The sequence below is a fragment of the Shewanella sp. SM69 genome (assembly GCF_025653985.1).
Lineage (GTDB): Bacteria > Pseudomonadota > Gammaproteobacteria > Enterobacterales > Shewanellaceae > Shewanella > Shewanella oncorhynchi.
Genome location: NZ_JAKKRV010000006.1, coordinates 163884 through 187941, shown reverse-complemented (window position 1 = coordinate 187941; position 24058 = coordinate 163884). Strand labels below are relative to the sequence as shown.

The window sequence follows — 24058 nt, the reverse complement described above, 5'->3', positions numbered from 1 at the left end:
AGTGCATCAATCAAGGAGGGCGTGACTATGGAATGGTATAAAGATCTATCCGTTAATCAGAAACTGACTTATCCGAGTCTGCTACTCGCTGGCGTAGTCATCTTCGCCTCTTCAACTGGCATTTTAGGACTCAAAGCCTTAAATCACAGCGCGAATACACTCGCGCTTGAATACTTACCTAGCCAATCTGAGCTACTACAGGCCGATAAAGAGCTTTATCAAGCTCAAGTGGCCGAGCGCAGCCTGATGTTTGTTAACGTGGGCACAGACTCTTACAACGACCTTTTAAAGCAGCACACTAATAGTATCTCTCTGGTTAAAGAACATATTGATAAATTTGCCGATGTGACCACAAGTCCCATCGCTAAAGATAAGCTCAATGAATTAAATCACAGTTTCGATACTTGGCGAGCGACAACCACAGAAATCAGTAATCAACGCACCCAAAATGGCCGTAACGGTAGAACGACGGCGATTGATCTTAGTTTCGGTCAAGCAGCAACGCAATTCGAGCAACTACACCAGAACATTAATCATTTAATCAATGATTTAAATAGTAATACTACCGCAGCGATAGCCCAAGTAGATGATGATGCCAATCATGGACAACAGATGCAGTTAATTGCCTTAGCCATCAGTCTCTTGATCTGTATACTCTTTATCGTTGCACTGCCTAAACTCATCAGCAAACCGCTGGCGGTTTTACTCGCAAAAATCCACGACATTACCGATGGTGATGGCGATTTGACCGAACGAGTCCACTTAACCTCTAAAGACGAGCTTGGTGATCTCGCCAAGGCATTCAATCATTTTCTCGATAACTTACACGGTATTATCTCGCAATTTAAACAGTCTACATCAGAGCTCAACACCGCTGCCGAAGGTCTAGCCAAAACCAGCGCATCAGCAAAACATACCTTGATGGATCAACAAGCTGCCACCCACAGAATCGCCGATGCCAGCGATCATATTGCCGCCTCAGTACAAGAAGTATCAGTCAGTGCCAGTCATGCCGCCGATGCCGCTAAACAAGCCGACGTATTTACCGCCGACGGTCAGGCAAGAGTGAAAAAAACCATCAATGTGATTCGTGAACTTGCGGGAGATGTAGGCACGGCAGAAATGCAGATCAATAAACTCGAACAGGAAGGCCAACATATCGGCCGCGTGCTTGAGGTGATTCAAGCCATTGCCGAACAGACGAATCTATTAGCCCTTAACGCCGCAATTGAAGCGGCGCGCGCGGGCGAACAAGGACGCGGGTTTGCAGTGGTTGCCGATGAAGTGCGATCCCTTGCCTCTAAGACTCACCAATCAACCGAAGAAATTAAATTGATGATCGCCAATGTGCAAAATGGCACTCAAAGCGCTGTGGCAGCGATTAATATCGGTAATGAAAAAGCTATCTCAAGCGTAGAAGCCGCCAGTAATGCCGGTGAAGCCTTAGCGCATATTGCAGAAATGGTCAGCCAAATTAGTGAGATGAACAATCAAATCGCCCTCGCGGCTAAAGCGCAAACCACTATGGCCAACGAGAGTCATCAAAATATTCAACACATTGCCGAACAGTCGGAGGAAAGTCTACGAACCACTGATGAAATCTACGCAGCAAGCGTACAACTCTCGTCAATGGCGAGTAATCTCACGGCGCTGGTCAGCCGCTTTAAACTGTAATTTTTGAGGGTGAAAGCTTTTATATAAGTTACCTTTTGTAAATCAGTGATGTTTGAAAAGTCCCCTCTAACGAATAAGGGAGCATAAACCTGTCGCAGTGATTATCTGAATTCAGGTGCTCCCTTATATTTAAACAGCAAAGCTAGCACCGATTAGCAGCGCTTAACCACTAAGCCTCTTGCCGCGCGTAAGTTGACTAACATAGGTAACATCAACGCAAGGATCACTATCAGCATCCCTACCAATTGAATTTCCGTCACCGCCTGCCCCATGGCTAACGCCGTTAATGCTGCAAAAACGGGCACGAGATTAAAAAAAATCGATGCCTTAGCGGGGCCAAGCGCCTTAACACCGTTAATCCAAAACAGATAACCGAGCACAGTGGCGAACAAACCTATGTAGAGCACGCTAGAAAAAGCCGTTGCCGACAGTTCCATCAACTCCAGCCAAGGGTGAAACTCACCTCGGCCAAGCCCAACCACGGATATAGACACACTGGCAGCTATCATACTCAGCAAGGTAAATGGCAATACAGGCAACCAATGGCCGACCCGTTGCGAACAAATGGTATAACCACTCCACGCCAACATGCCGGCGGCAATCATCACATCACCTTGGTTAAAACTAAAGTTGAGCAACTGCTGCACACTACCGTTAGTGATCACTAGCAGTACGCCCGCCAATCCGCCCACTAAGCTAAACACTTGTTGTCTACTGAGCCATTCACGCTGTAATAGCCCATTGACGATTGAAGTCACCAACGGGCTGAGCGCCATAATCAAGGCGCCATTGGCGGCAGAGGTGTGCTGCAGGCCATTAAATAACGCCAGATTTAAGCCGCCCACACCAATCACACCCACTAACGCTATGGCAATATATTGCGTCAAACTCAATTTGGGCCAAACCTGACGAGTAAAAACGATATATAACGCTAGAGTCACAGCCGCAATGGTAAAACGCCAGAATACGAGGGATTCCCCTGACATCTCCTCCAGCACTCGCTTAGCAATCGGAAACACACTGCCCCAGCTAAAAACGCAAATCAGTAGACAAACGAATGTCATGTAAGGTGTATGGGATTTCATATCGGCCTCTAGGGAGGTAATTGGGATTGGGCTTAGTTTATAAGTTTCATATATTATTAAAACGCACAAAATTGAGAGCTTAAATTCCAAATATGAAACTTAATTATTCCTTAGACGATATGCGCTTATTTTGGGTAGTGGCACAGCAAGGGAGTTTTAAGCTCGCGGCGCAGCACTTAGGCATTCCACCTTCAACCTTAAGCCGTCGAATCAATCTGTTAGAACAATCCTTAGGTCTGCGTTTACTGCACAGAGACGCCCATAGAGTCAACCTTACCGCCACAGGTCAGCGGTATCTCGAACGCTGCGGCCCGCTATTTATCGAGTTAAACCAGGTATCTGGTGAGTTGCATGCGGATAAACATCAAGCGGTTGGCAAATTGCGGATCTCGGCGCCCATCAATACAACCTATCGCTGGCTGGGTGAATCACTCAACGCCTTCCAACGGCATTATCCCAATATTGATATCGATTTAAGTCTGTCGAACATGAATATCGATGTCAGTGAAAACGCCATCGATATCGCCTTTCGAGTGGGCGAACCTAAAGATCCCGATTGGATTGCAAGGCCACTTACCGCGATTAGCTTTGTACTTTGCACCAGCACATCGGCAACCCAGTGGCATGCGCTGCAATCCATTGAAGAGCTGGAACAGCATCCGGTTATCATCGCCAAGCCCACAAAAACGTGGCGTTTACAGCACAATCGCACAGGGCAAAATGTCGAGTTTGAACCAAGGGGGAATATCAAATTAGCCGTCGATGATATGGCGATTGCCTGTCAGGCCGTGGTGGCGGGGCTTGGGATTGGACTCATACCCATCAGCATGGCGAGTGAACAGATACGAAGTGGCAAACTCATTCAAATACTGCCCGAGTGGCAAGGTATTCCGCGTACCGCCTACTTGATGTATCGCGATCGAGACAACCTGCCCTTACGAGTCAGACTGTTAATTGATTTTATGTTGGCGAATCCACCCGAGGCTTATTGAGCCAATGCAGGCATAAGTCTGCGGCTTATCGACTCAATAAACGGCTAGAGTGCTAAATCCAGCTGAGTCTGGCCGTTTAAGCTTGTGGCGACGACAAGAGTAGAATCGGTAAGGCCAACTGAAATCCCTAATAGACGAATGCCACGGCCTTCTTGCCTTTCGATTGCCTGCGCGAGTAGCTCATAGAACATTACAATCGAGACTTCATCGCTGCGGTGCTCAATTGTAGTCTGCTTGAAATCGTTAAACTTAAGTTTGACCACCTGTTTATGTATTTTGCGTTCCTTAGCACTGCGACTTAAACGCAACGACAGTTCTTGGATCAAACTCGGCATCACCTGCTGGCACTGCTCTAAGCTATAAATATCCTTTGCTAACGTGGTTTCAACACCCACTGATTTGCGCTCTCTGTCGGCAGAAATACCCCTTTCATCTATGCCTTGGGAACGCTCAATCAACACACCACCAAACTTACCGAATCGCGCTAAGAGCTCAGGTTTAGAATAAGCTTGCACATCGCCACAGGTATTGAGCCCGAGCGAAGAGAGCTTTTCGGCGGTGACTTTGCCAACACCGGGAATTTTACGCAGCGATAAGGTCTTAACAAACTCAGAAAGCGTCTCTGGCGTAATGACATATTGGCCGTTTGGCTTGTTCAGATCCGAGGCGACCTTAGCTAAAAATTTTACTGGTGCGATACCCGCCGATGCGGTTAAACCCGTTTCGGCTAAGATATCGCGACGAATCGCTTGGGCAATCAAGGTCGCAGAGCCCTTATATTGTTGGCACTCACTCACATCCAAATAAGCTTCATCTAAGGAAAGCGGCTCAATTAATTGGGTATAGCGGGAAAATATTTCACGAATTTGTAGCGACACTTCTTTGTAAACTTGCATCCGACCCGGAACTAAAATCAGCTCAGGGCATAACTTAAAGGCATAAGCCGTTGCCATTGCTGAACGTATACCGAATTTACGTGCCTCGTAACTGCAAGTACTGATAACACCGCGACGGTCGCTACTCCCCCCCACGGCTAAAGGCTTGCCACGGTACTCAGGAAAGTCGCGCATTTCCACTGCAGCAAAATAGCAGTCCATATCGATATGAATAATTTTTCGCACGTTGAATTCCTCCAACGCCAAAATACTGTATATAAAAACAGTAATCAAGTATTCCTGATAGATTTGGGGCCAATAAGATGTGGCCTAGCGCTGAAAAAGAGAACAAGACAAGTGTGAGGAACAACAGACATGCTTAATAACTGAGTTTCCTAGGCCATTACACTCAGTGGCCTAGGTATTTACTCAACCTAACAATCTAAGGCTCACATCTTAGTTTGCAGGTAGTTTTGCAGCCCAACACGGTCGATAAGCCCAAGTTGTTTTTCGAGCCAATACATATGGTCAGACTCTGTATCGTCGAGTAATACTTCAAGGATTTCGCGGGTCTGGTAATCTTGCTTCTGCTCACACAGTGCAATCACTTTGCGCAAATCGTCCGCGACCTTGTATTCGTAGGCGAGATCATTACGTAGCATCTCTTCTACATCTTTACCTATGTTCAATGCCTCACGGGCGGCAACATTGGGTGTACCTTCGAGGAATAAAATGCGCTGCACTAATTTGGCTGCATGGGCTTTCTCATCATCTGACTCATGGGCGATACGCTCATAGAGTTCATTCAGGCCCCAATCTTCATACATATGGGCATGGACAAAATACTGATCCATTGCCGAGAGTTCTCCCGTTAGGAGTCGATTTAACGCATCGATAACGTCTTTATCGCCTTTCATATCTTGCTCCTATTGGTCGCTAATTTGCGATTGTAGATAATTTTGAATACCGGTTAGCGTAATGAGCTCTTGCTGCGACTCGAGCCAATCTAAGTGCTCTTCTTCGTCTTCGAGAATATCTTCCAGCAGATCGCGGCTCACATAGTCCTGTTCGGCTTCACACAAGCTAATCGCATCACGCAGCAATGTAAGCTGCTCTTGCACCATGGCCAGATCGCAGTCGAGCATCTCTTGGCTATGTTCACCAATGCGAAGTTTTTCGAGTTGTTGCAGATTAGGCAGACCTTCCAAAAACAGCACCCGCTCGATGAGCTTATCGGCGTGCTTCATATCTTGGATGGATTTTTTGTATTCGACGTGGTTTAACTTCTCTAAGCCCCAATGTTTAAACATGCGGGCATGGAGGAAATATTGATTGATGGCGGTCAACTCACAGGTAAGCACCCGATTCAGTTGCCCAACCACTTTAGGATGACCTTTCATAAGTTACTATCCTTGGTAAGCGTGAAAAGATTGATCTAAATCAAGCTTCTAGCCTAGTACAATTTATCTACCAACTCAAATTATCTTTATATTTCACTCACTTAATGATGAAAAGCATTCTCATTCCTGCTTAGATTAACTTGCTATCCCACTCTAATCCCAAGGATAAATCTCAAATGATTAACCCGTGTAAGAAAATACGAGGCAAAAAATAGCCCCCTAAATTGGAGGCTATGATCGAATCAAGACTATTTAGATAATGCGGTCTTTCGTTAACTTCTCACGACGCGCTTCTTCAGCGGCCATACGACGTTTACGTTTGTCACAAGGGTCATCACAATCACACGCTTTTTCAATCCCTAGAACACCTAAACCGCCACAACTTCCTTCAACGGCTTTGCGCTTGATGAGATAACCAATCGACATGAGCAAAAAGAAGACTAACAAGATCACAAATGCCGCGATAAAAGAGGTCATGGTTTACTCCAAAAACTAAATAAGGAAAGGCTTGAAGGCGTCGCTGTAATAAACCTTAAATCCGTCGCCTTGCTTTTCGATTAGCATTATCGCCAAGTGTTCCTTCTTGGCAAGCTCCAATGATGCTTCTGTGCCCAAAACCATCATGGCCGTCGCAAAACCGTCGGCCGTCATACAATTTTGATGCAATACAGTCACGGATGCTAACTTATGATTTATCGGTAAACCAGTACGCGGATCGATTATATGCGTAAAACGTTGGCCGTCTTCTTCATAATAATTACGATAGTCACCAGAGGTCGCCATCGCCATAGTACCAGGTGCAATAACCTGCTGTACGGCTTCAGAGCCATCATTGGTCGGTTGCTCTATCGCAACACGCCAAGAGCTTCCATCACCTTTGGCACCTTTGATACTCAGTTCGCCACCGATTTCAACTAAATACCCTGTCGCGTGGTATTTATCAAGAATGGAAGCGATCTTATCAACCCCAAATCCCTTCGCGATTGATGATAAGTCTACATATAAATGGGTGTTGTGCTTACTTAGACGGTTGCCTTCAATGGAAAGTTCACTAATCCCTGTTTTGGCTTTAGCCGCATCAATATCAGCCTGTGTCGGAACTTTCGTTGGACGCTTATCAGGTCCAAACCCCCACAGATTAACTAAAGGACCTAAGGTAATATCAAGTGCCTTATCCGTCACTTGATATAAACGTATTCCCTCTTGCACCACTTTTATGGTATCCGGTGAGACTTCAACGCTTTGCTCCAATGGCAATTGGTTGAAACGGGATAATTCTGAATTAGGCCGATACGTCGACATCTGGTCATTGACTAGCTCAAGGGCTAAATCAATCTCCGCTTGAAGTAACTGCGCCGTCGGCATCTTCTCATTCGGGACGACTTTAATGTGATAAGTCGTGCCCATAGTGCTGCCGGCCAACGAAATGACTTCGTTTTGCTTTGAACAGGCTGAAACAAAAAAGGCCAGTCCCACGAGGACTAGCCAGTTAAATGAATACTTTAACGCTGAGGTATTGATCTTTAAGGTCTGAAACATAGTGACCTACTACTCTTATTTGGGCCCTTAAATGCAAAAGTTGCAGATGAAAGGTTAACCTCAACATCTGCAACTTTTCTATCTAGGACTAATGAACATTAGCCGCCGAAGTCATCCAACAGGATGTTTTCGTCTTCGACACCAAGATTTTTCAACATACCAATGACGGCAGCGTTCATCATTGGAGGTCCACACATGTAGAACTCACAATCTTCTGGAGCATCATGGTTTTTCAGATAGTTTTCATACAATACGTTATGAATAAAACCTGTGTAACCATCCCAGTTATCCTCTGGTTGAGGATCTGAAAGTGCCACATGCCATACGAAGTTATCATTCTCAGCCGCTAGGCCGTCGAAGTCTTCTACGTAGAACATTTCACGCTTAGAACGTGCACCGTACCAGAAGCTCATCTTACGTTTAGACTGAAGACGCTTCAGCTGGTCGAAGATATGTGAACGCATTGGCGCCATACCCGCACCACCGCCGATAAACACCATTTCTGCATCAGTATCTTTCGCGAAGAATTCACCGAATGGACCAGATATAGTGACTTTATCACCCGCTTTTAAGCTCCAAATGTAAGATGACATCTTACCGCAAGGCAGTGTCAAGTTACGTGGTGGAGGCGTAGCAATACGCACGTTCAGCATAATAATGCCGAACTCTTCTGGGTAGTTAGCCATTGAGTATGCACGGATAGTTTCTTCATCAACCTTAGATTCAAGATTGAAGAAACCGAAGTGTTCCCAGTCGCCACGGTATTGTGCAGGTACATCAAAATCTGCATATTTAATATGATGAGCTGGTGCTTCGATTTGAATATAACCGCCAGCACGGAATGGTACAGACTCGCCATCAGGAATTTGCAGCTTCAGTTCTTTAATGAAAGTGGCTTTGTTATCGTTAGAGATAACTTCACATTCCCATTTCTTGATACCGAAGATTTCTTCGTCAAGCTCGATTTCCATATCGTTCTTAACGTTAACCTGACAAGAAAGACGACAACCTTTACGGGCATCACCTTTGCTGATGTGGTCAAGTTCCGTTGGCAGAATATCGCCGCCGCCAGACTTAATCACCACGCGACATTGGCCACATGAGCCACCGCCACCACACGCACTCGATACGAAGATACCGCTGTTAGCCAAAACGCCTAACAACTTACCGCCCGCACCGGTTGTAATCGCTTTTTCAGGATCGTCATTAATGCCGATCGTGATGTCACCACTAGCCACTAACTTAGACTTAGCGAATAAAATCACTAATACTAAGATGAGGACGATAGCAGTAAACATACTCACACCGAGGTAAACCTCGAGCGGAGTAGATTTAAAAATACCAAGAATATCCATTAACTTATCCTTAGAAGGTCCAATTCAAGAAGCCGTTATGTGTCTCTTACAGAGACACACCTGAAAACGACATGAAACCTAAGGCCATCAAACCAGCGGTGATAAAGGTAATCCCTAAACCACGTAGGCCGTTAGGCACGTCGGCATACTTCAGCTTCTCACGGATACCGGCCATCAATACGATAGCTAATGCCCAACCCACTCCTGAGCCGAAACCAAACACCACACTCTCGCCTAGCTTGTAGTCACGCTCAACCATGAATGATACCGCACCGAAAATCGCGCAGTTCACTGTGATCAAAGGTAAGAAAATACCTAATGCGTTGTACAAAGGTGGAAAGTACTTGTCCAGTGCCATTTCCAGAATTTGAACCAAAGCCGCAATCACACCGATAAAGGTAATGAATTTCAAGAAGCTTAAGTCAGCTTCAGGTGCGCCAGCCCAAGCAAGTGCACCAGGAGCTAGCAGCCCTTGATAGATAACTTGGTTTGCTGGGACAGAGATAGTTAACACTACAACTACCGCAATCCCTAGGCCCATGGCGGTAGTAACTTTCTTAGACACAGCCAAGAAAGTACACATACCTAGGAAGAAGGCCAGTGCCATGTTTTCAATGAAAACAGAGCGAATTAACAGGCTAATATAATGTTCCATCGCACTTACCCTTTTGCTTCAACTTGCTCTGGCTTATAGGTACGAATAATCCAAATCAAAACACCGATCAGGAAGAACGCACTCGGAGGCAGTAGTAGCAGACCGTTTGGTTGGTACCAGCCGCCATCAGAGATCTTGTGCAGGATTTCAACACCGAACAGAGAACCGTTACCAAACAGTTCACGTACGAAGCCAACAGCTAACAGAATCGCACCGTAACCTAAACCGTTACCGATACCATCCATAAAGCTCATCATTGGCGGTGTTTTCATCGCGTAGGCTTCGGCACGACCCATTACGATACAGTTCGTAATAATCAGACCGACGAATACCGACAGCTGCTTAGAGATCTGATAAGCATAAGCCTGCAGCAATTGGTCAACCACGATTACCAAAGAGGCAATAATGGTCATCTGTACGATAATACGCACACTGCTTGGAATATGATTACGGATCATTGAGATAAACAGGTTCGAAAACGCAGTTACCGCAGTTAACGCCAACGCCATTACCAATGCAGTTTCGAGCTTGCTCGTTACCGCTAATGCACTACATACACCAAGTACTTGTAAAGCAATCGGGTTGTTGTTGACTATAGGTCCGGTCAGAACCTGTTTCAGTTCTTTAGCGTCAGACATTAGTTGAGACCTCCATTGCGTGCTTTTTCAATGAAACTCGCAAAACCTTCTTTACCCAACCAGAATGTCAGTGAATGTTGTACACCGTTACTCGTTAAGGTTGCGCCAGATAATGCATCTACACCGTACTCAGTGCTAGCAACAGTTGGGTTTTTCGTTACGCTGATAGCGAGTTTACCTTGCTCATCAAATAACTTTTTGCCATGCCATTTCGCTTTCCACTGAGCATTTTGCACTTCGCCACCTAAGCCCGGCGTTTCGCCGTGCTCGTAGTAGACTAAGCTTTGCACTGTGTTTAGGTCAGCATCCATAGCAAGGAAGGCATACATAGTAGACCATAGGCCATAACCATGGATTGGCAGAATGACACTGGTTAATTTACCTTGGCCGTCACGAACAAGATAAACTACAGCCTTATCAGCAACACGTTTCACTGAAGCGATGTCATTCTCAGGTACAAATGAGGTTTTCACATCACGAGACGCTTTACGTTGATCATAAGTGTCAGCATCAACACCCTCAACCCAAGCACCCGTTTTCAAATCGACCAGTTTAGCTTCGATGTGTTTGCCGTATGTATCCAGAATTTGCGCTTTGGTCACTTTGCCAGCTTTAGTATCGATAAGACCAGCGGCTTCCAGAATGTACTTTTGCTTATCAAGCAGTTTATTTTCTGCTTGAGTCGGTCTCAGTAACACTGCTGCAGTAGACACAAATATCGCACAAATTAGACACAGGCCAACGACGATAAATAAGGTTCTGCCGAACGAATCTTTATTACTAGCCACGGGCAATCCTCCGCTTGATATTTGCCTGAACCACGAAGTGGTCGAACAATGGCGCGAACAAGTTAGCAAACAAAATTGCCAACATCATGCCTTCAGGGAATGCAGGGTTAATCACGCGGATAAACACAGCCATTGCACCGATCAAGATACCGTATGCCCATTTAGCTTGGTTAGTAAATGACGCTGACACTGGGTCTGTCGCCATGAACATCATGCCAAACGCAAAACCACCTAACACTAAGTGCCAGTACCAAGGCATTGCAAACATTGGATTAGTGTCACTACCGACAACGTTAAGCAGCGTAGAAATGGCAATCATGCCCACCATTACACCGCCAACGATACGCCATGAAGCGATACGCGTGTAGATGATGACCAAACCACCTAACAGAATCGCTAATGTAGACACTTCACCCACTGAACCTGGAATGAAACCGAAGAACGCATCCCACCAGTTTTGGTTAATTGCGTAATCTAAAGTGCCAGACGCCGCTTGGCTCAGTGCAGTTGCACCTGAGTAACCGTCAGCCACAACCCATGAGGTATCACCTGACATATTCAACGGATAAGCGAAGAACAAGAAGGCACGACCCGCTAGTGCTGGGTTTAAGAAGTTACGCCCTGTACCACCGAACACTTCTTTCGCCACGACCACACCGAAGGTGATACCCAGCGCCACCATCCATAATGGGATAGTTGCTGGCAGCGTTAAAGCGAACAGGATAGAGGTAACGAAGAAACCTTCGTTGACTTCATGACCACGGATAGAGGCAAACAGCACTTCCCAGATACCACCGACGGCGAAGGTCACCGCGTAGATAGGTAGGAAGAAACAGGCGCCATACCACATCAGCGCAGGCCAGCCAGAGTTTGCCGTCAGTTCGGTACCGAACATGCTGAACAAGCTCACTTGCCATACGTCAGGAGTAGCAAAACCAGCCACTAAAGCTAATTGAGCTTGTAAACCTACGTTGTACATACCCACGAACATCGCGGGGAAAGCACAAGCCCAAACCGTAATCATCATACGTTTTAGGTCGAGGTTATCGCGAACATGGGTTTTGCCCTTGTTCACTTTACCTGGGGTATAAAAAATCGTGTATGCCGCTTCGAATAGGGCATAAAACTTTTCGTATTTACCGCCTTTTTCAAAGTCGGGTTCAATACGTTCGAAAAAATCTTTCAAGCTCATTAGCCTTCCCTCTCGATCGTATCTAGACAGTCACGCAGATATGAACCGTAGTCATACTTGCCTGGACATACGAACGTACACAGTGCGAGATCTTCTTCATCTAACTCTAACGCGCCTAACGTAGCAGCACCGTCAAAGTCACCTGAAATCAAGTCACGCAACAACATAGTAGGAAGAATGTCCAATGGCATTACACGCTCATAGTTACCAATTGGCACCATAGCGCGGTCTGAACCACCTGTACTGGTCGTCATACTGAACAGACGAGAAGGAGCAAGATGTCCTAAGAATGCACGAGTGATAGAATATTTGTCTGAGCCTGGTAATACCCAGCCTAAAAATTCTTTCTCTGTACCTTCTTCTAACAGACTTACTTGAACATGGTAACGACCTAAATACCCTTGTGGGCCAACGGCTGTACGACCATTCAGAACAGAGCCTGAAATCAGACGAACATTGCCATCTAAGGCTTCACCTGCGGTTAATTCAGTCATGCTCGCGCCCACAACAGTGCGTACGAGTCTTGGCTTAGCCGCTTTAGGGCCTGCGATCGCAATAACACGTTCGGTATTGAGTTCACCCGTCGTAAATAGCTGACCAATTGCTATTACATCTTGGTAACCAATATGCCAAACGGTACGTTTTGCAGAGGCAGACAATAAGAAGTGAATATGAGTACCGACTAATCCTGCAGGGTGCACACCGGCAAATTCTTCAACTTGGGCGTTTGCGGCAGGAATATCAGCGCCAGGCGCTTTACAAAGGTAAACTTTACCGTCAGTAAGTCTTGCTAAGACCTTAAGACCATTAGCAAAATCTTCTTTATGCTCACGGATCACCACAACGGGATCAGCGGCAAGAGGTTGAGTATCTATTGCGGTTACAAAAATACCAGCAGCAGAAGAGTCTACAGCAGGAACTTTGCTAAAAGGACGAGTACGCAATGCTGTCCATAAACCTGATTCGATCAGATTGTCACGGACTAACTGCGAGTCGAGCGTATCGAGTGCAGTGGCATCATATTTAGCAAAGGCAACGCTTTCGTTTCCTTCCACTGCAATGACAACAGACTGCAGAACACGCTGGGCGCCCCGGTTAATGTCTAATATAGTACCACTGGCTAAAGCCGTATATTTAACGCCTAAATTCTTCTTATCTTCAAAAAGAACCTGGCCTTTTTGTACTTTATCGCCCACTTTGATTTTCATCGTTGGACGTAAGCCAATATACTCTTCACCCAAAGTAGCTACATGTTTAATGGCTGGGCCATTATGGATAACTTGCTCTGGTCCGCCTGCTATAGGCAGTTCCAATCCTTTCTTAATTGTAATCATATCCACAAGCACTACGTTTGAAGGAAAGACAATGCGCCGCGTTCCTGCTAAATACTTAGGTTTTAAACAAAACCTACTGCATTGAGCTAGCGCAGATTTATCACAGAAATGCGATCGCAATCACGCTGGTCGCGCGCATTTTACCCCAATTGACTTGGCATCGCCACGAAAATTATAGGTGATTTCAAACCTAAAATACGGATTGAAAAGAATCATGCGCTACGGCGTTCACCTTCCGACCTAGTGACTGATCAGAAAGAGAGAATATTACGGCCACTGGGTACTATAGCATTAATAATTAAAGATTTAATTTAGCAAAAAGTCGAAACATCCACTAAACACGGCTTAAATCGATCTTATTTGTTTCAATTGATTTAAATTCAAACGAAATAAAATTCAACTTAAAAGCGCCATTGATAACCTAAATAGCTAATACGTCCATTTTCCGATCGAATTCCGCTATTTGATGCTGTTGTGACTAATGTCTCATCTAAGAGGTTTTCTATCCGAAAATAAATCTCATGGTGACGGTTAAAATGATAATTCGCCGCTAAATCTACCCGCCATTGTGCGGCTACAGACTGTAATTGGGCGCCGAATTGGCCCATTTCGCGCTCCGATTGATAAAAGACATTCGCATGCAGTTCATATTCGTCATATTTCATCCCTGCACTCAACTGCAGTTGCTGCTCAGGTAACCAAGCCACCCTATCGCCAGCCACGACGCAGCCTTGGATTTCATTGCAGCTATTGGTTTGATACTCGGCATTTGAATACTGATAATTCAAGGCTAAAGGTAACTGCACGCTGCCCAGTTCCCACTGATAGCCAAGATTCAGCTCAACTCCTTTGGTCAGCACATCCACGACATTGCCTTGAACCCACAATCGACTGTCGGCACATTGGGTATACGCATCGCAATTGACATGCAGATTATCAAAATCTTGGACATAGGTTTTGATATCTGCACTAAAACGCTCGCTGGCATATTGGGCGCTGACTTGATATTGCAGCGACACTTGTGCCTCTTGCTCAATATTACCCGCACTCGCGGCGGTCCATGAGCGGCGAATATCCGTACTAAAGCGCCAATCTCCAGCATCATATAAAACACCGAGTTGTGGCATCCAATCGCTGTCGGAGAAATCAGCCGCATCCAGTCCTACATAAGCCAAATCGACCTTGCGATTGACGCTCACTTGTTCATAGGCAAGCGCGAGCTTTATCTGTAATTCGTCCCAATTAAACAAAGAATCGATTGCCGAAGTAAATGCTGTTGCATCGTCGGTATAGGCCAATAATGCATTTTGTGCATCACTCACTAAACTCAAGTCCTGCTGCCATAGACTCTGTTGATCGCCAAGGTGCATCTCGGCTTTATCCGTATGATAACGGGCGCTATAGATAATTTGATGGGCACCATACTGATTCACTGATTCAGTTTGTGCCCCAAAGGAGCTGAAATCATTGTCTTGTTGTAAAGAAGCCAGTGAGACGCCATCGACTGTCGGCTGACGTTCAAATGCGGCCAACGCAGCAAGACTCTGGGCATTGAGCATTTGCCCATCAAATTGATTGAGTTGGTTTAATTGCTGCGAATAGGACTGGTAGTAAAAGTCTGTGGTGACCTTATGCCCACCATTGAGCGTGACTTGGTGAGACAGTTGGTACTTATGATGTCGCCCCTGATGTTTATCCGCCGCAGTGGCCGAATACAAACTCATAGGATCTTGTTGCCAATCGGCCTGTGTTAATCCAAGTTGAGAGCGATAGCTATCATCATCGAGAAACTGGTAAGTAAACTCAGTCACCTGTGGACTTCTGGCGCCGAGTAAACTCGCGGCGTTGATTTTAAATAAGATGTCTGTCGTTTGGTGGTCTGTGTCTTGACCATTGAGCAAGTGATCTGCGCCGCTATTATCTGCATAATTAACCGCGAGTATCATGCCATACTCTTTTTGCTTAACTCCCCAATTCATATCGACACTGTAGTCTGAATCGGTATTGCCCTCGAGAGTCGCCTTACTATTCTCGGTCTGCTCAGCAACAGGTAAAGTTTGATAACTCACCACCCCAAACGCACCTTGCCCACCGACAGCCATATTTGCCATCGGGGTGGCAGTAACACTCTGTTGTTGCAGCAGATTAGGTAAGAGTTGTAATTGCGGTGCAGAATAAGGCGCAGGTGAGAAATACACTCTATCTTGTAATACCGCAATACCTTGAGTCGCGCTGCGCATGCTGATGCTCGCGGGATTTCCACTCAGATCCGCAGGCAAAACCGTCAAAGCCGTCAATTGACCTAATGCTAAACGATTAGACGTTGAATGAAATGTGTCATTGAGCTTGTTCAATTCAAGCATTTGACTGTGAAGATCATCGGCGAACGTTGTGCTAGAACAGGCAAGAGATACAGAAATTGCACAAAGTGATACAGTGAAGTAACGACTAGGCATACCAAGCTCCCAAAAACTTTGTTAGCGTACGGTGTTTTTGTTATTAACTTGTAAAATAGCTGAATTTGAATGAAAAAAAAAGCGACTCTCGTCGCTTTCTCTTATTTACTTCAGGAAACTGAATTTACTAACGAAGCACTCTCATACTATAAGAGTGCGAACAATTACAGGTTACCTAGAATTTCATCGCTTAATTTTAGATCGTCATTACGATTAACACTTACGCCTGCCGCAATAATATTACGGGCGATATCTTGTGCTTGCTCTAATGAATGCATCTCATACGTACCACATTGGTATTCGTTCAGCTCAGGGATTTCAGACTGCTCAACCACTTTAAGCACATCTTCCATCGCGGCTAACCACGCATCGGCCACTTGGCGCTCTGTGGGTTCACCAATCAAACTCATATAAAAACCGGTACGACATCCCATTGGCGAAATATCAATGATCTCAACATCGCTGCCATTTAAATGGTCACGCATAAAACCCGCAAACAAATGCTCTAGAGTATGAATTCCACGCTCACTGAGGATCTCTTTATTCGGTGCGCAAAAACGTAAATCAAATACCGTAATGGCATCGCCCTTTGGCGTGCTCATATGCTTAGCGATACGAACCGCAGGGGCATTCATCCGAGTATGGTCGACGGTAAAGCTATCAAGTAATGGCATAGGGATCTCCAAATTCTCAGGGCGACATCAACGCCACTGTAACTGTCTATTTATGGCTTGCAAGCATAACACCAAATGAATTACGCCGATAACAAGATAATCTAAGATGAAATCATCTCATATAAATCAGATGCTAATGTGACAGTTTGCAGTAAAAAACATCATTTAGTGTTGACGCTGTTGACTGTAAGCATCCTCAGATATTTTATGGTACTGGCGCACACCTTGCTCATACGTGTGGTAGGCATCGTACACCTTTCGCATTAAGGGATCTTGATTCGCTTGATCTTCAATCACTTGTTTGGAGATTTTCTCAAGCTCCAACAAGACGTTCGGTGGAAACGCTTTAAGCTCCACACCTTCGTCCTTCACTAACGTTTCAAGGGCGGTCACGTTACGGGTCGTGTATTCATCGAGCATATCTTGGTTAATGGCTCTCGCAGCCACTCTGACTATGGCCTGTAAATCCTCAGGTAAACTCTCGAAGGCAGCGGTATTAATCAAGAATTCCATATTTGAACCTGGCTCATGCCAACCAGGGTAATAGTAGTACTTAGCCACTTTATGTAAACCGAAGGCAAGATCATTCACTGGCCCTACCCATTCTGCGGCATCAATCGCTCCCGTTTGCAGTGCACCATAAAGTTCACGCCCCGCCATATTTACAGGTACAGCACCAACGCGTTTCAACACTTCACCACCTAAGCCCGGCATGCGGACCTTCAATCCCTTAAAATCAGCAATAGTATTGATGGGTTTATTAAACCAGCCACCCATTTGCATCCCAGTATTGCCTCCCGCGAGGGGAATAATACCAAAGGGTTGATACACTTCAGTCCACAGCTCCATACCACCGCCATAGTGAAGCCAGCCATTTATTTCCTGCGCGGTCATACCAAAGGGGATCGATGAAAAAAACTGCGCTGCGGGCGCTTTTCCTCTCCAGTAGAAAGAAGCGGAGTGGGCCATTTGAATTTTACCCTGACTCACACCATCAAATACGGCAAAAGCAGGCATCAACTCACCGGCACCATAAACGCTAATCTTTAACCGACCGTTAGACATTTCATCGACTAAATGCGCAAAACGCTCAGGAGCCATGCCTAAACCAGGGAAGTTTTTCGGCCAAGAGGTTGCAAGACGCCATTCAATGGCAGGTAAAGCGTGGGGAACATCAGTTGCGGCATGGGAAGCAGCTACGCTTTGCGCATCACTGGAGACGGGGTTACAACCGCTCAGTCCCATCAGCAGCACTGAGATAAACAAACTCCCTAACTTACGCATTTTTAATAGTCTCCCTGATGTCAAACGAGCACATGGATCCAACTGACATGGAAATGCACTCAGGATGGGTATCGACAATCACATCGCCCAACCTCTTAAAATAAAACATATTGTTAACACAGAAACTAAGGTAGGGAAACTAGAAACTAAGGTCGGCAAACTCAAAAATAGTCTTAAGTTGGTCTAAAACAAAAAGCCACTCTATGAAGAGTGGCCTTGAAATCTAAGCTAAACAGTATTGCTGAGCGATTAATTAACCACGACAATTTGGCGTATTAGGTACTTGTGCATTCGCATCCCACTCATTTTGAGTGAAAGTGTGAATAGACAAAGCATGCACGCCATTGGCTAACTCATGGGCTAAGTGAGTGTTGACCAATCGATGACGGGCTAATAAACGTAAGCCATCAAACTGCTCGCTCACCAGCACAACTTTAAAGTGGGTTTCTGAATTCGGTGGTACATGGTGACGATTACTTTCGTTAATCACTTCTAAATGGGTCGGCGAGAAGCATTCGGTTAATTTCTGCGAAATAGTGTTAGCCACAGTGCCCTGCACATGAGTATTGGACATATTCGAGTCTCAGAATGGGAAAATCCAGTTGCCGCAGAGTACTGCTTCAAATTGAAAAGATCAAATTCACGCTTTCAATTTGTTGATGCCCTACCACTTTATATCCAGCCATATTTCGCAGTGCTTCACCATAGGCAGTTAGCGGGAGGCAATTAACCATGGAAATTAACCATGGAAATTAACGATGAGTTGTCTAAAGGTATAGTTCCAACGCGGCTCTTTTACTTTCAAACGTTTAGGTAAGCTGTGTAACCAATCACTTTGCATAGGCCAGTGCATGATCAGTAGATCGCCACTGTGCAAACTTATGCTGTACTTGGTTTGACTGTGCTTATGCTTAAGCACAAAATCCCGCGTGGCGCCTAAGGTAATAGAAGCAATATGACTCCCCTGAGCAATTTCAGGTTCATCATCACTGTGGGCGCCCATACAATCTTTACCATCGGCGTAGCGATTCACTAATACCCCATTGCTCTCCAAACCATAATCCCGCGCTAACTTATCCCTCAACTTGTGAGCATATTTAGGCCAAGGTAAGGCGCGGATAAACAGTCCTGAATATAGATAGTCGCAGCCCAAATCGCCAAACCATACTTGCTGGCGAGGAATAGCGTGAAACTGACCAAAGACTTGGATTTCAGGGCGACTTAAGGGATAGGTCAGCGCTTCTTTCATTAGCGCCGCTTGCTGCTCAGCATTAAGATAACCCCGCACTAAGGTGATGGGCGGTTTAATTTGAGCATCACCCTCTGTATCAAACCCTAACTTACCTTGCTGCATTGACGTCCTCCATGCAAGCCGTCGCACTGCGCCATGAAATCTGCGATAATCTGCGCCTTAAATTTATTGGCGCAGTGTGGCACATGACAACACAATTTTCAGTAGCGGGTGTTGAACTCGAACTCTTACGGTATCCGGCTCAGCAGGAATCTAATCTTCAAGCTTGGGATGCCGCCGATGAACACTTACTCAAAAGCCTTATTGAGTCAGAGCAAGCCGCCGTGCCAACCGCCATTATCAACGACAGTTTCGGCGCCTTAAGCTGCGGTTTATCTAAATTGAATCCAAGTTGGCCACTGTGTGTTGAAACCGATGCCAGAACCAGCTTTTTAGGCACAGAACAAAACCATGGCCGCAATCAGTTGCCAATGGATAATCTGCAATGGTTTACCAGCCGCGATACTTTGCCAGAAAACTTAGCCTTAGTATTGATGAAGTTGCCTAAGAACTTAAGCTACTTTGCCCACCAGCTTACGCGCCTGTCGCAAGTGTTACCCGCTGGTACTCGTGTATTCGTGGCCGCCAAAGCCAAATCGATTAATGGCGCCTTACTCGACATCTTTGCTAAGCATTTAGGCCCCGCAAGCGCCAGTTTAGCGTGGAAAAACACGCGAGTGATCACCTGTGTCAGTGATGGCAAATCAAGACCATTAGCCAAAGAAGTCACTTGGGTCGTACCAGAATATCAACTTGAGATCAGCAATTTAAGTAATGTGTTTGCCGCCAACAAACTCGATATTGGCGCACGCATCATGCTAGAGAATCTGCCCAAAGGGGATTTTAAGTCGATTGTTGATCTCGGCTGTGGCAATGGCGTGCTGGGGTTACGCACCGCCCAGTTATTCCCAGAGGCTGACATTCACTTTATCGACGATTCTGAAATGGCAGTCGCATCAGCCAAGGCAAACTGGGCACGCAACCAATTGCCCGCAGACAAAGGCCACTTCTATTGGGACGATTGCATGACGCATCTGCCCGATGATGTTCAACCGGATCTGGTGCTGTGTAACCCACCCTTTCATCAAGGTGAAGCCATTACCGATCATATCGCTTGGCAGATGTTTTTAGATGCTCGCCGCCGCTTAAAAGAGGGGGGGATCTTACATATCGTCGGTAACCGTCATCTGGCTTACCATGTAAAATTACAGCGCTTATTTAAGAACTGCACCACAGTCGCCTCCAACGGTAAATTTGTGATCCTGCAGGCACAGAAAAAATAACTTCATCGAAATTGACACGTTAAATAAGAGCTAGCAATGTCTGGCTCTTTTTTATACAGGGCTCTTTTTATGCTGAGCAATGACATGTTGGAAAAGTAGCAGTCGGAGATTTCCTAAAAATCAACAACAACTAGCCGAAAAATACACATACAAGTACACTTCTTGCCGACAAAGGTTTATGAGTTAAGCACTTAAACACTTAGGAATGAGATATGCCGTTAAAGGATGACGTTGCCCAACTAAAAGCTGAGCTGGCACAGTTACAATCGCTGCATTTATCGCAGCAATCTTCGCTTAGTCGTCAATTAGCAGAATTCTCCACTAAGCTCGATACGTTAAGTCAGCAAATTGCGACTGAAGATGCCGCTGAAACCACTCTGAATATGGCAGCGAGTGCTTCATCGATTGCATCTGTGCTCACCGCCGCCGATAACTCGCCTACATTAACCGATGCGGCACAAACACCAACCCTTGAGTCTACTCCCGTAGAGCCAGCCCCTGCAGAATCCAACCCATGGCAGCAAGGCCCTATACCAACAGAATCTTGGCAAGAAGACCCTTGGCAAAGAAAAACGAAAAATACCTCGACGGAACAAGCCGCTAAAACCGAACACCTTATTCAAGCACAAAATCAACAGCTGAGTGATGAAGTCAAATTACAGGCAAGCGTGCAAGCGGCGAGTCAATTTGATGAGTTGTTATCCCAAGGACTCGCGGCCGTCATGGCACCCTTTGCGGCAGTCAACGAGCAAGTCAAATCTTTCTACCATCATTATCAGGCTAAGGGATTAGGACCTGTCTTTTTAATGACTGTCGCAGGGATCATCACCCTGACCTTAGGCTTTGGGTATTTACTGCAATATTCAATCAACCATTGGTTTTCAGAACTTGGCAAAGCGCTACTCGGGTTTGCCAGCGCGAACGCTATCATCATAGGCGGGATTTTTATTCGCCAAAAACGCGCGGGTATGGCGGATTTTGGCTCAGGTATTGTCGGACTCGGACTCATACTTAATTACCTCTGCGCGTACTTTATTGGGCCGTATTTTGAGCTAATTCCTAATAGCGCGAGTTTTATCTTACTGTTATTGATCACTTTGGCGGGTTATGGCCTGTCGATGCGCTTAGATGCCAAAGTGATCGCCGTGATCGCCTTAGTCGGTGGCTCGACCGCGCCTATGATGCTGTTATCCCAAAGCTATGCGCCGCTATTGTATCTGCCTTATTTACTGCTTATTGGTGCCGGCGCCCTTGCCCAGAGTCGCAAACTTAAGTGGCCGCTGCTACTGGAAATCACCGCCCTGTTGCACATAGGCTGCATCGAAGCTTTTAGCCATTTCATTGAATTGCCACTCAGCGACGTTGGCGGCGTCAGTCTGCTCGCGCTTATCAGTATTAATGCGTTCTTTTATCTCTACGGCATCACCAGCCTACTATTTACCAAGCAGTTTACCCATCATGATGAAAAACATAATGCACTGAGCCATCGCATACTCGCCCTACCGATAGTATTGCTCGCCTTTGTGTTATTAGAGTTGACGCAATTTACTGAGTTCGCAGGGGAAATCTTTGCGGCCAACGCACTGATTTGCGCAGCTCTCTATTGGAAGCGCACAGGCAACCTAGAAAAAGCCCGTAGTGGCTTATTGTTAGTCTTTGCAGGCAGTTTTGCGGGATTTGCCGCACTGTATTTACTCAGCAACGATTTCCTTGGATTAGTATTACTGCTCGAAGCCTTATTACTCTTGTGGATTGGCACCAAAGAAGAACTGATTTCCGTTCGCGCCGAAGCCTATGTATTGCTGCTGATGGGATTAGGGCTCAATGCGTCTAGTGTACTGACGGGCATGAGCCTTTTAGCATCAAGCTTTATCGATGGGGCGCCAATTTCTCCCTTGTCAGCTTTTGGCTTTCCACTGTTAGCACTGGCCTTAAGTTGCGCCGCCTTAGTCTTAGTGATTCGGCTATTAACACTCCATCATACGTTACTTTCGACCCTAGAAAGTCAGCTAAACAGAGTGTTAAAAGAGCTATTAAGCGGTTTTTATGTAGCGACAATTATCCTCGCGGCTTACCTTTTGAGCAGCGATTACTGCCTCGCCATCTTGCCACTCGTCAGCCTATTACTACTGTATTTGAGCGCAAAGGACAGACTCGTTATCAGCGAGTTTGCTGCTTGGCTCTTACTATTGCCGCTGCTGTTTAAGGTTGTTGAAGGCATAACGCTCACAGGCAGTTTTAGCTTTAGTGCCCAACCGCTGATGGCAAAACTGGCACGGTTTGAGTTATTTACCGCCCTACTCTTGGCCCATTATTGGTATCGTCGCCACTATAAAGATGCCTTATTTGCCAAAGCCGCTTATACGATGCAAATCTTCTGCTATTTGCTGCTGCCGCTTATTCTGCTGCCCAAAGTCATCCGCAACCATTGGGAATATACCGCTATTGCACTCTGGCTGAGCACCTTTATGAGCCTAGGTTTAGCCTACTTTGTTAAACATAAGAGTTTGAACATAGAAGCCAAAATCCTCACTTGGCTAGCGGTTCTTATGACAGCCTCGCTATGCCTTATTCACGCTTGGCAAGGACTCGCGGCGCTAGCCGTTGGCGCCCTGTTTATGAGCTTCACCCTGCTCCGCTACCGCCAGTTACCCGAGCATTGGCGCCCCTTGCTGCAACTACAATGGCAATTGAGCCCTTATTACTTTGCACTGGTATTGGCCGTGATCGTTTATGGTTTTAATCATTCTGAGCTAGTAGGAATAGCCATGACAGCATTAGCCTTAAGTGGTTATTTTGCATTGCTAATCCAAAGAGGGTTAAGCCTGAGAGGTGTAAGTCAGGCATCTGTAGGCCAAACCTCATATAGCGCAAAATTCCCCCTCGCCGCCGAAATCCAAGCCGCAATAAAGGAAAGCTACCATCTCGCCTATGGTCTCACTTTAGGCTTAGCCCTGTTGCCCATCATGTTGCATTTTGAGCTAACACTCGGGCTTAATCGTGATAATGCCTCGTTTGTGTTAATCGAGTTTTTATCACTGGCACTCCTAGCAAGGCTTATCTTGCAGCACGGTGCAGCAATACGCTTGCATAGACGCATCTTACCTTTACAAGGACTTAAGTGGGGTTGGCATCTGTTACTCGCCTTGAGTTACTTTATGTGGAGTTATAGCTTCGATAACATGATTGCCGCCCCACTCAGCGCGATTTTATTGGTTATCCATGGCAGTGTGTTGATGTTTATCAGCTTAAAACCACAAAATGCCGATATGATCCGCCTCGCTGCTGGGCTATTTACCTTATCGACGCTCAAGGTGCTATTACTGGATATGGCTTCATTCGAGCTCGTGCAAAAGGTGATTGCCTTTATGCTGATCGGGGTCATTTTGCTGACTGTTTCTTACTTCTATCAGAAGGCGAGAAATCGACTACAGCAAGATTAACATCGTTTTTAAAGCACTAAAAAAGCCGCTATCGAATTGAATCGATGGCGGCTTTTTACTGTTAACGATTTAATAAAGCGATGAGGTATCGGCTATTTAA

At 45.8% G+C, this 24058-nt stretch carries 21 protein-coding genes; 4 read left to right on the top strand and 17 right to left on the bottom strand.

Going from position 1 to position 24058, the window contains the following annotated elements; translation table 11 throughout:
* Nucleotides 1–27 precede the first annotated feature (27 nt).
* Nucleotides 28–1674, top strand: coding sequence for a methyl-accepting chemotaxis protein (locus L5M37_RS10630; RefSeq protein WP_198572971.1), 1647 nt, complete (start codon nucleotides 28–30; stop codon nucleotides 1672–1674).
* Nucleotides 1675–1826: 152 nt separating this feature from the next.
* On the opposite strand, the gene L5M37_RS10625 is transcribed toward L5M37_RS10630, so the two are convergent.
* Nucleotides 1827–2759, bottom strand: a complete 933-nt coding sequence (locus tag L5M37_RS10625) for a DMT family transporter (protein WP_263200422.1) — start codon at nucleotides 2757–2759, stop codon at nucleotides 1827–1829.
* A gap of 92 nt (nucleotides 2760–2851) precedes the next feature.
* On the opposite strand from L5M37_RS10625, the gene L5M37_RS10620 reads away from it, so the two are divergent.
* A complete protein-coding gene (locus L5M37_RS10620) occupies nucleotides 2852–3751 on the top strand; it encodes a LysR family transcriptional regulator (protein WP_263200420.1) in 900 nt (299 codons plus the stop codon).
* 44 nt (nucleotides 3752–3795) lie between these two features.
* Here L5M37_RS10620 and dinB read toward each other — a convergent pair whose 3' ends face one another.
* The 16 genes from dinB to L5M37_RS10540 all read right to left on the bottom strand — a co-directional run bounded on the left by dinB (nucleotide 3796) and on the right by L5M37_RS10540 (nucleotide 19295).
* The gene (dinB, locus tag L5M37_RS10615; RefSeq protein ID WP_263200419.1) at nucleotides 3796–4872 is read right to left on the bottom strand and encodes a DNA polymerase IV; all 1077 of its coding nucleotides are present in this window, start codon (nucleotides 4870–4872) and stop codon (nucleotides 3796–3798) included.
* A 203-nt stretch (nucleotides 4873–5075) separates the two neighbouring features.
* Entirely contained in the window at nucleotides 5076–5543 is a 468-nt protein-coding gene (gene bfr / locus L5M37_RS10610) for a bacterioferritin (RefSeq protein WP_011918791.1), read from the bottom strand.
* Nucleotides 5544–5552: 9 nt separating this feature from the next.
* Entirely contained in the window at nucleotides 5553–6026 is a 474-nt protein-coding gene (gene bfr / locus L5M37_RS10605) for a bacterioferritin (RefSeq protein ID WP_006080475.1), read from the bottom strand.
* 252 nt (nucleotides 6027–6278) lie between these two features.
* The gene (gene nqrM, locus L5M37_RS10600; RefSeq protein ID WP_105250019.1) at nucleotides 6279–6503 is read right to left on the bottom strand and encodes a (Na+)-NQR maturation NqrM; all 225 of its coding nucleotides are present in this window, start codon (nucleotides 6501–6503) and stop codon (nucleotides 6279–6281) included.
* Nucleotides 6504–6518: 15 nt separating this feature from the next.
* Nucleotides 6519–7565 carry an FAD:protein FMN transferase gene (locus tag L5M37_RS10595; protein WP_263200417.1) on the bottom strand — a complete coding sequence of 349 codons (1047 nt, stop codon included), beginning with the start codon at nucleotides 7563–7565 and terminating at the stop codon, nucleotides 6519–6521.
* Nucleotides 7566–7663: 98 nt separating this feature from the next.
* Nucleotides 7664–8920, bottom strand: a complete 1257-nt coding sequence (gene nqrF / locus L5M37_RS10590; RefSeq protein WP_028761565.1) for an NADH:ubiquinone reductase (Na(+)-transporting) subunit F — start codon at nucleotides 8918–8920, stop codon at nucleotides 7664–7666.
* Nucleotides 8921–8966: 46 nt separating this feature from the next.
* Nucleotides 8967–9575: an NADH:ubiquinone reductase (Na(+)-transporting) subunit E gene (gene nqrE, locus L5M37_RS10585; RefSeq protein WP_006080469.1), complete on the bottom strand. Its 609-nt coding sequence runs from the start codon at nucleotides 9573–9575 to the stop codon at nucleotides 8967–8969.
* A 5-nt stretch (nucleotides 9576–9580) separates the two neighbouring features.
* Nucleotides 9581–10213 carry an NADH:ubiquinone reductase (Na(+)-transporting) subunit D gene (locus L5M37_RS10580; RefSeq protein WP_006080467.1) on the bottom strand — a complete coding sequence of 211 codons (633 nt, stop codon included), beginning with the start codon at nucleotides 10211–10213 and terminating at the stop codon, nucleotides 9581–9583.
* Entirely contained in the window at nucleotides 10213–11001 is a 789-nt protein-coding gene (locus L5M37_RS10575) for a Na(+)-translocating NADH-quinone reductase subunit C (RefSeq protein ID WP_028761566.1), read from the bottom strand. Before L5M37_RS10575 ends, L5M37_RS10580 begins: the two co-directional genes overlap by 1 nt.
* On the bottom strand, nucleotides 10994–12193 hold the full coding sequence (locus tag L5M37_RS10570; RefSeq protein ID WP_105250021.1) for an NADH:ubiquinone reductase (Na(+)-transporting) subunit B: 1200 nt from the start codon (nucleotides 12191–12193) through the stop codon (nucleotides 10994–10996). The genes L5M37_RS10575 and L5M37_RS10570 overlap by 8 nt, the downstream gene beginning before the upstream one ends.
* Nucleotides 12193–13527: a Na(+)-translocating NADH-quinone reductase subunit A gene (locus L5M37_RS10565; protein ID WP_006083937.1), complete on the bottom strand. Its 1335-nt coding sequence runs from the start codon at nucleotides 13525–13527 to the stop codon at nucleotides 12193–12195. Before L5M37_RS10565 ends, L5M37_RS10570 begins: the two co-directional genes overlap by 1 nt.
* A gap of 401 nt (nucleotides 13528–13928) precedes the next feature.
* Nucleotides 13929–15983: a TonB-dependent receptor domain-containing protein gene (locus tag L5M37_RS10560; protein WP_263200415.1), complete on the bottom strand. Its 2055-nt coding sequence runs from the start codon at nucleotides 15981–15983 to the stop codon at nucleotides 13929–13931.
* A gap of 164 nt (nucleotides 15984–16147) precedes the next feature.
* Nucleotides 16148–16657, bottom strand: coding sequence for an S-ribosylhomocysteine lyase (gene luxS / locus L5M37_RS10555; RefSeq protein ID WP_028761570.1), 510 nt, complete (start codon nucleotides 16655–16657; stop codon nucleotides 16148–16150).
* 165 nt (nucleotides 16658–16822) lie between these two features.
* Nucleotides 16823–17941 (bottom strand): TRAP transporter substrate-binding protein, encoded by a 1119-nt coding sequence (locus tag L5M37_RS10550; RefSeq protein WP_263200414.1) that lies wholly within the window; start codon nucleotides 17939–17941, stop codon nucleotides 16823–16825.
* Nucleotides 17942–18194: 253 nt separating this feature from the next.
* Nucleotides 18195–18515, bottom strand: coding sequence for a BolA family protein (locus tag L5M37_RS10545; protein WP_028761572.1), 321 nt, complete (start codon nucleotides 18513–18515; stop codon nucleotides 18195–18197).
* A 165-nt stretch (nucleotides 18516–18680) separates the two neighbouring features.
* Complete coding sequence (locus tag L5M37_RS10540; RefSeq protein WP_263185491.1) at nucleotides 18681–19295, bottom strand: alpha-ketoglutarate-dependent dioxygenase AlkB family protein; 615 nt, start codon at nucleotides 19293–19295, stop codon at nucleotides 18681–18683.
* A gap of 83 nt (nucleotides 19296–19378) precedes the next feature.
* On the opposite strand from L5M37_RS10540, the gene L5M37_RS10535 reads away from it, so the two are divergent.
* On the top strand, nucleotides 19379–20515 hold the full coding sequence (locus L5M37_RS10535; protein WP_263200485.1) for a methyltransferase: 1137 nt from the start codon (nucleotides 19379–19381) through the stop codon (nucleotides 20513–20515).
* A gap of 212 nt (nucleotides 20516–20727) precedes the next feature.
* A complete protein-coding gene (locus tag L5M37_RS10530; protein ID WP_263200413.1) occupies nucleotides 20728–23958 on the top strand; it encodes a DUF2339 domain-containing protein in 3231 nt (1076 codons plus the stop codon).
* Nucleotides 23959–24058: the final 100 nt, after the last annotated feature.

Coding starts and splice junctions, on each gene's coding strand:
- L5M37_RS10625 (WP_263200422.1), bottom strand. CDS start 2,759: ATGAAATCCCATACACCTTACATGACATTCGTTTGTCTACTGATTTGC.
- L5M37_RS10570 (WP_105250021.1), bottom strand. CDS start 12,193: ATGAGCTTGAAAGATTTTTTCGAACGTATTGAACCCGACTTTGAAAAA.
- L5M37_RS10550 (WP_263200414.1), bottom strand. CDS start 17,941: ATGCGTAAGTTAGGGAGTTTGTTTATCTCAGTGCTGCTGATGGGACTG.
- L5M37_RS10540 (WP_263185491.1), bottom strand. CDS start 19,295: ATGCAGCAAGGTAAGTTAGGGTTTGATACAGAGGGTGATGCTCAAATT.
- L5M37_RS10595 (WP_263200417.1), bottom strand. CDS start 7,565: ATGTTTCAGACCTTAAAGATCAATACCTCAGCGTTAAAGTATTCATTT.
- nqrE (WP_006080469.1), bottom strand. CDS start 9,575: ATGGAACATTATATTAGCCTGTTAATTCGCTCTGTTTTCATTGAAAAC.
- nqrF (WP_028761565.1), bottom strand. CDS start 8,920: ATGGATATTCTTGGTATTTTTAAATCTACTCCGCTCGAGGTTTACCTC.
- nqrM (WP_105250019.1), bottom strand. CDS start 6,503: ATGACCTCTTTTATCGCGGCATTTGTGATCTTGTTAGTCTTCTTTTTG.
- L5M37_RS10620 (WP_263200420.1), top strand. CDS start 2,852: ATGAAACTTAATTATTCCTTAGACGATATGCGCTTATTTTGGGTAGTG.
- L5M37_RS10535 (WP_263200485.1), top strand. CDS start 19,379: ATGACAACACAATTTTCAGTAGCGGGTGTTGAACTCGAACTCTTACGG.
- L5M37_RS10630 (WP_198572971.1), top strand. CDS start 28: ATGGAATGGTATAAAGATCTATCCGTTAATCAGAAACTGACTTATCCG.
- L5M37_RS10580 (WP_006080467.1), bottom strand. CDS start 10,213: ATGTCTGACGCTAAAGAACTGAAACAGGTTCTGACCGGACCTATAGTC.
- L5M37_RS10560 (WP_263200415.1), bottom strand. CDS start 15,983: ATGCCTAGTCGTTACTTCACTGTATCACTTTGTGCAATTTCTGTATCT.
- bfr (WP_011918791.1), bottom strand. CDS start 5,543: ATGAAAGGCGATAAAGACGTTATCGATGCGTTAAATCGACTCCTAACG.
- L5M37_RS10565 (WP_006083937.1), bottom strand. CDS start 13,527: ATGATTACAATTAAGAAAGGATTGGAACTGCCTATAGCAGGCGGACCA.
- bfr (WP_006080475.1), bottom strand. CDS start 6,026: ATGAAAGGTCATCCTAAAGTGGTTGGGCAACTGAATCGGGTGCTTACC.
- L5M37_RS10530 (WP_263200413.1), top strand. CDS start 20,728: ATGCCGTTAAAGGATGACGTTGCCCAACTAAAAGCTGAGCTGGCACAG.
- luxS (WP_028761570.1), bottom strand. CDS start 16,657: ATGCCATTACTTGATAGCTTTACCGTCGACCATACTCGGATGAATGCC.
- L5M37_RS10545 (WP_028761572.1), bottom strand. CDS start 18,515: ATGTCCAATACTCATGTGCAGGGCACTGTGGCTAACACTATTTCGCAG.